The sequence below is a fragment of the Streptomyces sp. NPDC002779 genome, from assembly GCF_042888685.1.
GTDB lineage: Bacteria > Actinomycetota > Actinomycetes > Streptomycetales > Streptomycetaceae > Streptomyces.
The window spans coordinates 16,441-27,250 of sequence record NZ_JBIAQC010000032.1 but is presented as its reverse complement, the minus strand read 5'-3'; the positions used below and the strand labels follow the sequence as shown (position 1 = coordinate 27,250).

The window sequence follows — 10,810 nt, the reverse complement described above, 5'->3', positions numbered from 1 at the left end:
TGACAATACCGGACAGATGCGGCAACAACCGCCCCAACACCCCTGAACCGCACACCCGGAGACTGCCCAGCTCAGCCCTGTGACATCACAAGATTCCCGACAGAGCCGAAATACATGACCGTCGACAGGCTGGCCCTTCCGCTTCCGCGCCTGACCCGGGCAAGCCGCCGCGACCCGGCCACGCGGGCAAGCCCAAGGCGCCCCTTGGGCAAGCCCGTGTTGTCGGTGGTGGCTGCAAGGCTTGGGCGGATGAACGGCGATGAGCAGCTGCTGAACGGACGGGTCTACGGCGCGGAGCACGACGACCCCCACCCGGGCCCGCTCCCACACCGCACCTACGCCGCATTGGTCGGCGGGCCGCTGGACGGTCTGCTGCTGGACATCCACGGGTGGCGGAGCGAGGAAGTCGATGACGGCGTGGCCCTGTCCACCGAGCTGTCACGGTGGCCCGGCGGCCGCGCCCTGTACGACCCGCGCCCCGGCGAACCCCGCACACAAGGGCCCGGCGTCACCTGCCGCTTCTACTACTCCGGCGACACACCATGACCACAAGCCCGACCTCGGCACCGGTCCATCCGGCGCATTGACGCCTCCTGTCGAGGAATCCGAGCGATCTCGGCTGTCTCGCCTTCGGCATCTACCAGCTGCACCAAAACGTCCGCTCCGTCGAACCCGGTGATCCTTACCGTTCTCACGGCCCCCGGCCGGAGCTGGTTGATCAAGGACTGCATGCGAAGGTCAGGGGCTGGATCGGACACGGGGGTGAGCCTAGTCGGCGCCGGCCGCACTGGTTCCAACTCTCGTGACCAGGTTCCAACTAGCGTGTCACGGCTCACCTGCGGCCAACTTCAACGCCCACATCGGCCAACTAGACCGCTAACCGGTCAACTACGCCGCTAAGCCACATTTGATTCTATGCCCATGATCTACCGTTCGCGCTCTCGCGTGTTCGATTGTATGTTCGATAACGTGAGGGATGGGAGGTGGATGCCATGACCGCGAACGTACCGGCAGGCCAGAGGCCGACGGTGATGCATGTGCGCTGCCCGGACCGCCTGCCCGAGGAGACCTACCGGCAGGTGCTGGAGCTGCTGGCGGAGCTCTCCCCGGTCGTGCAGGCGCTCCCGCCCACCGCAGCCCTGGTGGAGCTGAAGGGCGCCCTGCGCTACCACGGCACCGGCCCCCGCCACCTGGGCGACATCCTGCGCGTGCGCACGCTGTCCCGCCTGGGTGTCGACGTACGCGTCGGCATCGGGCCCTCGATCACCGTCGCGGCCACCGCCTCCGCCCAGATCGGCGAGCCCGGAGGCGTCCTGGCCGTCGACCCCGACCAAGCCGCCCACTGGCTGGCAGGGCTGCCGGTCGAGGCCCTGCACGGCATCGGACCACGCCAGGCCGCCGTGCTGCGCGACTACGGCATCCACTCCGTGGGCCTGCTCGCCGCCGTCCCGCCTGCCACCATTCAGCGCCTGCTGGGCGGGCGCGCTGGCCGCACGGCAGCCGACCGGGCCCGCGGCATCGACCCGCGCCCCGTCATCCCCCAGGCGCTGCCCGCCGCCGCAACCGTCCGCCACACCTTCCCGCAGCACACCCTGGACGGCGCCCCTGTCCGCGCCGCCCTCCTCGACCTGGTGGTCCGGCTCGGGCACCTGCTGCGCCGCCGACAGCAGGCGGCCCGTGCGCTCACCCTTACCCTGACCTTCGCTGGCAACACCAACTGGACCAGGACTCGCCGTCTGACCGAGCCGTCCGCACACGACGACGACCTGCGCCTGCTCGCCTACCAGCTGATGGACGCCGCCGGACTGCAACGCGGCCGCCTGACCGCCCTCGCCCTCAAGGGCGAGGACCTCATCGACGCCGACCAGGCCGCCCAACAGATCAGCCTCGACGACGCCCGCGAAGCACGTCTGATCGCCGAAACAGCCATCGACCGCGTCCGCGACAAGTTCGGCCCCGACGTCATCGGCCCCGCCGCCACCTACCGCCGCGCCAGCTGAACTCGCGCCCACAGACGATGACGTTTTCGAGACAGGACGGTACGGACGTCGGAACCGAGGCGCAGCTGCAAGAACACGGCATCGACCCGGCCGCGCTGCCGTCGGCGCCTGCTCAGCCCACTCGCCGGCAGTTCCGCGACCGCGTAACTGCCATGCCGCTGGCGCCGTGCGCGATGTGCGGGGATGCGGGCGTGACCACCAGGGTCATCCCCACCGCCTCGGGACCACGCTGGCTCGACTTGTGCTGGCCACACGTCCGCGCGCTGACCCGTCCGTCTGCAGGTGCGCCGGACAGCATGGAGGGAATCCTCGCGGACCTTCGCTGGGCGAGGGAGAAGAGCGAGACCGAGACGGGAGTGCGCCAGCCAGTACGGCTGTGGACCGACGACGGAACCCGCCACGATGGGATATGACGCATGAGACACATCGCGGTGACACTCCCTCCACGTCATGCACGACGGACCCGCCGCCGTGGACGAGCACACTCCACAGGCGGCCCGGAACAGGAACAAACACTCACCCTCGTTGAGCGCCGCGGCCGTGGCAGGGCTGCAGTGCGCCTGTAGGAAGTCGTGGCTGATCTCTATTGCTGTGGCTGGTTTTTGGTGCATGGTGGTGGCCGTGGGATCCCTCGCTTCCCTGGCGGCGGCCCCTCTATCGGGCCCTGTCGTTGCACCCCAGCGACAGGGCCCGCCGCGCCTCCCGGCTCCCCACGGGAGGCCACGCGGCTGCCCTCGCGTGATGCCTGTCTCGGTGACCGCCCAGGAGAGCCCGGGGCACTCCCCAGACGATCAGAGCCGTCACCCGCCCTCACCAACCCGCCCTACTGGCCCCGGCAGAGACCGGGTACCGGTGGGACCGGCTTGCCCACCCCCGAGCAGCAGGGGCTTGCCCAAGCAAGGCGGGAGCTTGCCCACCGAGCCTCCCGCCGCCTATCTGACGGCCACGCTGAGCGCGGCACAGCCCCTCCGTGGCCGGCGTGGTGTGCCGCCGACTGGCGCCGACGGACACGGCCCCCGACCTGTCACCCCCGGGCTCCGCCCCCGCCTCCTGCACCGCCCGCCACGACTTGCCATACGACGAACTCGACCCCGGACACCACCGCCGCGGCATCCTCGTCCTAGCCGAACACCTCGGTGCCGATCTCCGCCACACCCACGACGCGACCGGCACCCTCACCCTCGACGTCCGCTACGCCGACCGCTCCCACACCACCCGCACCCGCACCCTGCCGGAAGCCACCAACCACTCCGCCGCCCTCACCCAGGCCGCCCACCGCATCTACGACATCCTCGGCCTCCAACGAGCACGCGTCCGCACCATCACCCTGCGCGCCTGTGCCCTGCGCCCCGCAGCCGACGCCCACCACCAGCTCCTTTCGACGCGAGCGACGACAAAGCACGACGGCTCGAGAAGGCGGCCGACACCGCCCGCGCCCGCTTCGGACCCGACGCCGTCTTCCCGGCCTCCCTGGCCCCCTCGCCCTCAGCCGCCCGCGCCCGCGAACTCCCCTATCCGGCCTCCCGGGCAAGCCCCACGCCCCTACGATGCGGTGGTGCGGAAGACCAAAGCGTTCAAAGAAGCCGTCGCCGAGACCCTCGCCGAACTGGCCCGCCGGGGCGTCACACTCACCCCCCCGACGGTGGAGGACACCATCGAGCGCAACGTCCAGACGGTGGCCGACCAACTCGGCATCCAGGTGCGATCAGCCTGGCGCTACTTCGACGCCTCCGCACTCGCCGACAGCATCGCCCAGAGCGTGCAGGAATTCGAAGACAGCAGCCCCGACACAGGGGCCGGGCAAGCCCCCATGCCGCCACGGGACAACCCCGAGCTGGCCCTCATCCTCGCCGGCGTGCCGGACGGCCTGGCCCAAACCGGCGGAGACCTGTACGCCGTCATCCTCAACGTCGCCGTCAACGCATGGATGGCTGGCCACCTCCACGGAGAAGACGGCTGCGAGGGATGCGACGGCAACCGCGACCCCACCGGCCACGACTGGCAGGCCCGCATGCGCACCCTCACCGAGATGCAGCCGGACATCACCAAATGGTTCGACCGCAACGTGTGGACCAACGCCCTCAACAGCACCGGCTTCACCGTCACCCGCACCTGACCGAACCAGGCTGCCGGCCCCGCCGAGCCTGACAGGACCGGCTTGCCCACCCGGAACCAGCAGGGCTTGCCCAAGCCCAGGCTGCCGCTTGCCCACCGAACCTCTCGCCGCCAAACCGACGGCCACGACGGCGAAGCCTTCCGGATTGTCCGACGTAGATTCGGATGCATGAACGACTCCGTCAGACGTATCGACCCCTCGACCGACCCCGCGTCGGCAGCGATCATGCTCGGCTGCAACCCGAACCAGATCGGCCCGTGCGCGCTATGCCAGGGACTCACTATTCGGTACGGCAGCAACGCCCAGCGGGTTCTCTGGGTGCAGAGACTGTGGCGCGAGGCGAGGAGAGCGTGTCGGTGCAGCTCAGCGACTTTACTGTGGACGATATGCGGCGCAACAGGTGTGGTGCCATCACCGGGAGGGTGGTGGCGTTGTGCTGTTGGTGGGTCCTCGGTTGTCTGTTCTGAGCGGGCACGAACCCTGCTATGTAAGAGACCTTCGATGGCGTTTGGAGGTGTCTGTCCATGGCGCGGTGAGGGCGGCGGCCATGGAGGTGGCGGCCAGGAGGACGAAGAGTGGTCCGTAGCCGCCGAGGGGCATGGTGAGGGCGGCGCCGGCGAACGGCGCGAGTGCTGCTGCTGTGTGGGCGGGCGCTGCCAGGAGTCCGGAGAGGCGGCCGTAGTGGGTGGTGCCCCACCGGTCGGTGATGGCGGTGGCCTGGAGGAGGGTGAGGTTGCCGCGGACCATGCCGGCCACGACCGACACGGCGATGAGCAAGGCGTAGGGGCCGGGTACTGCGGCGAGGGCGGCGGTGGTGAGGCCGCCGAGCGCGATGAGGATCGTGGTGCGGGCTGTGGCGGTGGTGCGGCGGGCGATGGTGGCGTACAGGGTGCGGCCGAGGGTCTGTCCGGCGCCGCCGATTCCAAGGGCCCAGGCGGCTTGACTGGTGGTGTATCCGCGTTCCAGGAAGAGGGGGACGAGGGCGACGACGACGGCGTACATCGCGAAGCTGGACAGGGTGAAGGCGGCGGCGAGCAGGAGGAACGGCCGGCTGCGCCCCACATCGGCAGCGCCTTCGGCCTTGTGCGCAGGGCTGGTTGGGGCGTCGGGCCAGGGTGCGCGCAGGGCCAGGGCGTGGGCGGGGATGGTGACGGCGGCGAGGATGGCGGCGAGTACGAGGTAGGTGTGGCGCCAGGACAGGTGGTCGGCGAGGGCCGCGGTCAGGGGTGCGAAGACGGTGGAGGCGAGCCCGCCTGCGAGGGTGACGATGGTCAGGGCGCGGATATGGTCGGGGGCCCACCAGCGGGTGAGGGCGGCGAACGCGGGCTGGTAGAAGGTGGCCGCCATCGCGAGCCCGGCCAGCGCCCAACCGGCGAAGAAGACCAGCAAGTTGGGGGCCGTAGCCACGATCAGCAGGCTGACCACACCGAGTACGGAGCCGGCGGTCATGACGGCGCGGGGGCCGCGATGGTCGAGGATGCGTCCGACGCGGATTCCGGCGATGGCGGAGACGACGAGGCCGAGGGAGAACGCCGCGGTGGTCGCCCCGGCCGGCCAGCCGGTCGCGGGGGTGATCTGGGGGTTGAGGACGGGGAAGGCGTAGTAGACGATGCCCCAGCTCACGACCTGCGTGGCGCAGAGGGCGGGCAGGGCGGCGCGGGGCCGCGACCGGTCCCCTGTTCCGGTCGCGGCCCCGTCGCCTCGGGTGCTGAGGTCGGTCACGAGCCGCAGCAGCCGCCCGCCGGGGTCTGTTCGGCCGCCGTCCCGGCCGTGGCGGGGGCGCCGAGCTGGACGAGCTGCGGGGCGGGAGCGCAGCAGCCGCCGCCGTCGACCTCCTGGGCGTCGGGGGTGTCGAAGAGGCCGGCTCCGCCGCAGACTCCGGTCTCGGGGAGGGTGAGTTCGACGCGGTCGGCGGAGGCGAGGTCGCCGGCGATCGCGGCGGCGACGGAGCGGACCTGCTCGTACCCGGTCATTGCCAGGAATGTCGGAGCGCGACCGTAGGACTTCATCCCGACCAGGTACACGCCCTGCTCGGGGTGGGACAGCTCGCGGTGGCCGTGCGGGTAGACGGTGCCGCAGGAGTGCTGGTTGGGGTCGATCAGCGGCGCCAGCTCGACGGGGGCCTGAAGGCGCTCGTCGAGGCCCAGGCGCAGCTCGTCGAGGAAGGACAGGTCGGGCCGGAACCCGGTCAGGGCGATCACCTCGTCGACCGGTTCCAGGCGAGGCCCGTCCTCGCCGACCAGGACCAGGCGGCCGTCGTCCGCCTGCTCGATCGCCTCGGTGCGGAAGCCGGTGACGGCGTCGGCGTGGCCCTCGTCGACGGCGGCCTTCGCCGCCAGACCCAGCGCGCCACGCGCGGGAAGCTGGTCGGCTTCCCCGCCGCCGAAGGTGGAGCCCGAGATGCCCCGGCGCAGGATCCACACGCCCCTTGTTCCCGCGCCGTCGTCGGACTTGGCGAGGTCGGCCAGGTAGGCGAGGGCAGTGAAGGCGGAGGCGCCAGAGCCAATCACAGCGGTGCGCTTGCCCGCGTACCGGGCGCGGACGGCGGGGTCCTTCAGGTCAGGGACGCGGTAAGTGATGCGGTCGCTTGCCGCCCGCTCTCCGAGGGCGGGCAGGCCGCTGCCGCCGGCCGGGCTCGGGGTGGCCCAGGTGCCGGAGGCGTCGATGACCGCGCGGGCGATGACGCGCTCCTCGCGGCCGTCGGCGTAGGCGATGTGCACGGCGAAGGGCTGCTGCTCGCGGTCGGCGTCGACGACGCGGTCGCGGCCGGTGCGGGAGACGCCGGTGACGGTGACGCCGAAACGGACGCGGTCACCCAGGACATCGGCGAGCGGCTGCAGGTACTGCTCGGCCCAGTCACCGCCGGAGGGGTAGGTGTGCGCGTCGGGCCGGGTCCAGCCGGTGGGAGCCAGCAGCTTCTCGGCAGCCGGGTCGGTCACCTCGCCCCAGGTGGAGAACAGCCGCACGTGTGACCACTCGCGCACCGCGGCGCCCGCGGCCGCTCCTGCCTCCAGGACCAGCGGCGTGATGCCGCGTTCGGCGAGCTGGGCGGCGGCGGCCAGGCCGATCGGGCCGGCCCCGACGACCACGACGGGCAGCTCGGTGGTGGTGGGCGCGTTCACGGCGACTCCTTTGTTTCGACGTCCGTCGATGGCTTGCGCCGCCAGCATGCCACCTGCTTCGATAGACGTCAACATAGACAGTTGTCGAATTGAGGGGTCTGGTTCATGGAGTACGTCGATGTCGCGGCTATCGGGGGCGGGCAGTCCGGGCTGGCCGCCGCCCATGCCCTGCGCGAGCAAGGACTGGCGCCAGTGGTACTGGAGGCGTCCGGGCAGGCGGCCGGCTCCTGGCCCGGCTACTACAACAGCCTCACGCTGTTCTCACCCGCCCGGTTCAGCGCCCTGCCGGGCCTGCCGTTCGGCGGGGGCAGGGACCGCTATCCGCACCGCGACGAGGTCGTGGACTACCTCACCCGCTACGCGGACCGGCTGGACGCGGAGATCCGCACCCACGCTCGTGTCGAGAGCGTGGAGAGCGACGGCGCCGGCTTCATCCTGCACACCGCCGACGGCCGCCGCCTGGGTGCGGCCGGGATCGTCGCCGCGAGCGGCGCCTTCGGCAACCCGCTGCTGCCCGACCTGCCCGGCCGGCAGGGCTTCGCCGGCGAAGTGCTGCATGTCGCCGACTACCGCAGCCCCGAACCGTATGCGGGCAAGCGGGTCGTGGTGGTGGGCGGCGGCAACTCCGCCGTCCAGGTCGGCTACGAACTGGCTGAAGTGGCCACGGTGACCCTGGCCACCCGCGCCCCGGTCCACTTCCTGCCGCAGATCCGCGACGGCAAGGACCTGCACCACTGGCTGACAACGACCGGCTTCGACCACCTGCCGCCGCACTGGCTGATCCACTACGTCGGCGGCACCCTGGTCCTCGACACCGGCCGCTACCAGGACGCCCTGGAGTCGGGGAGGCTCCAGCGGCAGCCGATGTTCACCGCCCTGGACGGCGACGAGGTCATATGGGCTGACGGGAGCCGGGAGCGGGCCGACGTGGTGCTGCTCGCCACTGGATACCGGCCCCACCTCGACTACCTGGCCAAACTCGGCGCACTCGACGAACAGGGGGCGCCACTGCACGCGGGGGGCATCTCCCTCACCCATCCCGGGCTGGTCTACCTCGGCCTGGAGTTCCAGCGGTCCTTCGCCTCCAACACGCTGCGCGGCGTCGGCCGGGACGCCGAGTACGTGATCGGCCCGCTGGCCGCCCACGTCCGCAAGGCCCCGGCCGCCGCCGGCCTGTAGCGGCCGAACCCCGACGGGCGAGGGACGGCCCGTGATTGCACGCGGCTCCGCCCCTCGCCCTCTGATTCGACATGTGTCAACATAGATGCATGTCGAATACGAAGGTGCTGCCGCTGCTGGAGCCGGAGACCGTGGCGCCGTGCTGCCCGCCGCTGACCGAGCGGCCGTTTTCCGCCGAGGAGGCCGAGACGGCCGCTCGGATGTTCAAGGCGCTCGGCGACCCGGTGCGCCTGCGGCTCTTCTCCGCGGTCGCCTCACACCCCAGCGGGGAGGCGTGCGTGTGCGACATCTCCGACGTCGGCGTCTCTCAGCCCACGGTGTCCCACCACCTGAAGAAGCTCAAGGAGGCCGGGCTGCTCACCTCCGAGCGGCGCGGCACCTGGGTCTACTACCGGGTCGAGCCGTCCGTGCTCGCCGCGATGGGCAAGCTGCTGGCCATGCCGGCCGCGGCCTGACGATCGAACGGGCTGACGTCGTCCTCATCGAGCGCCGCAGCCCCGCCCTCATGTAGGCGGGCGCCGGCGCGGCGGTGGCGGCTCAGGCGTCCTCGATGATCGAGCACACCGCGGCCGACTCGCCGCACGGCCGGCCGTCGGCGGCTTTACGGGTCTCGGTGAGGGTCTGGCGCAGCGCGAGGAGATCGGTGATGGTCGCGTCGATCTCGGCGATGCGTGCGTCGAGCAGGGTGCGGACAGCGTCGCACGGCAGGGTTCCGCCGCGGCGGATGTGCAGGACCTCGCCGACGTCGTCCAGGTGCAGGCCCAGTGCACGGGCCCGGCGGATGAACGTCAGCAACTCGACATCGTCTTCGTTGTAGAGCCGGTAGCCGGCCTGGCTGCGCTCCGCCCTGGGCAGCAGGCCCTTGGCTTCGTAGACACGGACCGCCTTGCGTGTGAGCCCGGCGGCCTTGGCCGCCTGCCCGATCGTCAACCCTTGCATCGCCATGTGCGTTCCTCCTCCCGCCCAGTGTTGACCTTGCCCCTGGGGCCAGGTTCTAGCGTCGCTCGCGACGGGAGAGAAACGTGAACAAGGAGGTGAGAGCGATGCCGTTCCGTGAGGGCGAGGTCTATCGCTGCCCCGATGAGAACTGCGGGTGCGAGCTGACGGTGACCAAGGGCGCCCCGGCCAGCTGCGGCGGCCAGCAGAACCCGACATGCTGCTGCGGCCAGACCATGGTCAAGGTCGCGTAGCCGCACGTCCCCGGCCGCCCGGTACTGCGCGGCCGGGGACGGCCGCACCGCCTGTGCTCACAGGAGCCCGGCGATCTCGCGTACCGCGTCCCGGGCCGGGCGGCCGACGCCGATCAGGGTGGCGGAGGCCGGGCCGGTCCAGCCGCCGTACCCGAGCAGGTGCAGCCGCGGCTCGCCCAGGGCGCGGGTGCCGTCGGTGGGGATGTGTCCGCGCGTGCCGCGCAGTCCCAGAGGGGCAAGGTGGGACAAGGCCGGGCGGAAGCCGGTGCACCAGATGACCGCCTCCGCCTCGGTGCGGGTGCCGTCGGCCCACACGACGCCATCGCCCTCGAGGCGTACGAACACGGGTGATGCCTTCAGCAGCCCGGCATCCCGCGCTTGCCGCACCGGCGGCACGGCGACGATGTCGCCGAGCGGAGGCGATACCGCCAGTGTCGGTGCGGCCGGCGCCGAGGGTACGGCGGCGGGCAGTGGCGACGTCGAACAGGGCGCGGCCGTCGATGTCGTCCGGCAGGAAGCGGGGCGGCTGCTGGGTCACCCGCGTCACCTCGACGCGGCCGTCCAGGGCAAGGTCGGCGGCGATCTGGGCGCCGGAGTTCCCGCCGCCGACCACGATCACGTGCTGGTCGGCGAAGCCGGCCGGAGAGCTGTAGTTCACCGTGTGCAACTGCCGTCCGGTGAACACCTCGCGGCCGGGGACGACGGGCAGGAAAGGCCGCGACCAGCTGCTGGTGGCACTGATGACCGCGCAGGCCCGCCAGGTGCCCGTGTCCGCCGCGACCAGGAGCCGCCTGCGTCGCGGCGTACGGCGTCCACGCGGGTGCCGTGCTGGGTGAGCAGGTCGTAGCGCTATTCGTAGTCGGTGAGGTAGTCCACCACATGGCCGGCGTCCGGGTAGGTCTGCCCCGGTTGGGTGGGCATGAGCCGGCCGGGACGCGACGAGTGCTCGGCCGGGGAGAACAAGGATGTCTTTCCTTGCAGGGCGAAGAGGATGACAATCGTGAACAGCAGCCCGTACAGCGCCCACGGGCCGATCTTCGGCAGGAAGCGCTGCGCGTAGCCTTCGCGGTCTATCTTCTCCTCCCCGAACCGGCGGGTGACCCGCGGCGCCGGGCAGGACGTCGTACGCGACCAGGGGCACTTCCCGTGTCTCAGTCCGGAGGGGCTGCGGCTCTGCGGCGGGCTGTGATCCGTCGTACGCGG

The 10,810-nt window shown here is 71.3% G+C and carries 9 protein-coding genes and 2 pseudogenes; 6 read left to right on the top strand and 5 right to left on the bottom strand.

All coding sequences use genetic code 11. The features are described 5' to 3' along the window. Window positions 1-249 precede the first annotated feature (249 nt). The 3 genes from ACFYW5_RS36045 to ACFYW5_RS36035 all read left to right on the top strand — a co-directional run bounded on the left by ACFYW5_RS36045 (window position 250) and on the right by ACFYW5_RS36035 (window position 4,116). A complete protein-coding gene (locus tag ACFYW5_RS36045) occupies window positions 250-546 on the top strand; it encodes a hypothetical protein (protein WP_389421368.1) in 297 nt (98 codons plus the stop codon). Between the two features lie 446 nt (window positions 547-992). Next, window positions 993-2,000, top strand: a complete 1,008-nt coding sequence (locus ACFYW5_RS36040) for a hypothetical protein (protein ID WP_389421367.1) — start codon at window positions 993-995, stop codon at window positions 1,998-2,000. Between the two features lie 970 nt (window positions 2,001-2,970). Continuing rightward, entirely contained in the window at window positions 2,971-4,116 is a 1,146-nt protein-coding gene (locus ACFYW5_RS36035; protein WP_389421366.1) for a hypothetical protein, read from the top strand. Between the two features lie 483 nt (window positions 4,117-4,599). Here ACFYW5_RS36035 and ACFYW5_RS36030 read toward each other — a convergent pair whose 3' ends face one another. After that, window positions 4,600-5,838 (bottom strand): MFS transporter, encoded by a 1,239-nt coding sequence (locus tag ACFYW5_RS36030; protein WP_389421365.1) that lies wholly within the window; start codon window positions 5,836-5,838, stop codon window positions 4,600-4,602. Beyond that, window positions 5,835-7,238: an NAD(P)-binding domain-containing protein gene (locus ACFYW5_RS36025; RefSeq protein WP_389421364.1), complete on the bottom strand. Its 1,404-nt coding sequence runs from the start codon at window positions 7,236-7,238 to the stop codon at window positions 5,835-5,837. The genes ACFYW5_RS36030 and ACFYW5_RS36025 overlap by 4 nt, the downstream gene beginning before the upstream one ends. A gap of 105 nt (window positions 7,239-7,343) precedes the next feature. Here ACFYW5_RS36025 and ACFYW5_RS36020 point away from each other — a divergent pair, with 105 nt between their 5' ends. Beyond that, window positions 7,344-8,417 (top strand): flavin-containing monooxygenase, encoded by a 1,074-nt coding sequence (locus tag ACFYW5_RS36020; RefSeq protein WP_389421363.1) that lies wholly within the window; start codon window positions 7,344-7,346, stop codon window positions 8,415-8,417. Window positions 8,418-8,506: 89 nt separating this feature from the next. Next, on the top strand, window positions 8,507-8,872 hold the full coding sequence (locus tag ACFYW5_RS36015) for an ArsR/SmtB family transcription factor (protein ID WP_389421362.1): 366 nt from the start codon (window positions 8,507-8,509) through the stop codon (window positions 8,870-8,872). 82 nt (window positions 8,873-8,954) lie between these two features. Here the strand turns inward: ACFYW5_RS36015 and ACFYW5_RS36010 are convergent, their stop codons facing one another. Next, the gene (locus ACFYW5_RS36010; RefSeq protein ID WP_389421361.1) at window positions 8,955-9,362 is read right to left on the bottom strand and encodes a heavy metal-responsive transcriptional regulator; all 408 of its coding nucleotides are present in this window, start codon (window positions 9,360-9,362) and stop codon (window positions 8,955-8,957) included. 98 nt (window positions 9,363-9,460) lie between these two features. Here ACFYW5_RS36010 and ACFYW5_RS36005 point away from each other — a divergent pair, with 98 nt between their 5' ends. Further along, window positions 9,461-9,607: a hypothetical protein gene (locus ACFYW5_RS36005; protein WP_389421360.1), complete on the top strand. Its 147-nt coding sequence runs from the start codon at window positions 9,461-9,463 to the stop codon at window positions 9,605-9,607. 57 nt (window positions 9,608-9,664) lie between these two features. On the opposite strand, the pseudogene ACFYW5_RS36000 reads toward ACFYW5_RS36005, so the two are convergent. Together ACFYW5_RS36000 and ACFYW5_RS35995 are read right to left on the bottom strand one after the other, a co-directional pair. Then, window positions 9,665-10,570: pseudogene (locus ACFYW5_RS36000) on the bottom strand (NAD(P)-binding domain-containing protein); the annotation flags it as partial. After that, window positions 10,553-10,708, bottom strand: a pseudogene (locus ACFYW5_RS35995) (arsenical-resistance protein); the annotation flags it as partial. The pseudogenes ACFYW5_RS35995 and ACFYW5_RS36000, both read right to left, overlap by 18 nt. Between the last annotated feature and the right edge of the window lie 102 nt (window positions 10,709-10,810).

Bases quoted from the DNA above. Each gene is read 5' to 3' on its own strand.
- ACFYW5_RS36010 (WP_389421361.1), bottom strand. From the start codon at position 9,362: ATGGCGATGCAAGGGTTGACGATCGGGCAGGCGGCCAAGGCCGCCGGG.
- ACFYW5_RS36045 (WP_389421368.1), top strand. From the start codon at position 250: ATGAACGGCGATGAGCAGCTGCTGAACGGACGGGTCTACGGCGCGGAG.
- ACFYW5_RS36040 (WP_389421367.1), top strand. From the start codon at position 993: ATGACCGCGAACGTACCGGCAGGCCAGAGGCCGACGGTGATGCATGTG.
- ACFYW5_RS36020 (WP_389421363.1), top strand. From the start codon at position 7,344: ATGGAGTACGTCGATGTCGCGGCTATCGGGGGCGGGCAGTCCGGGCTG.
- ACFYW5_RS36005 (WP_389421360.1), top strand. From the start codon at position 9,461: ATGCCGTTCCGTGAGGGCGAGGTCTATCGCTGCCCCGATGAGAACTGC.
- ACFYW5_RS36015 (WP_389421362.1), top strand. From the start codon at position 8,507: ATGTCGAATACGAAGGTGCTGCCGCTGCTGGAGCCGGAGACCGTGGCG.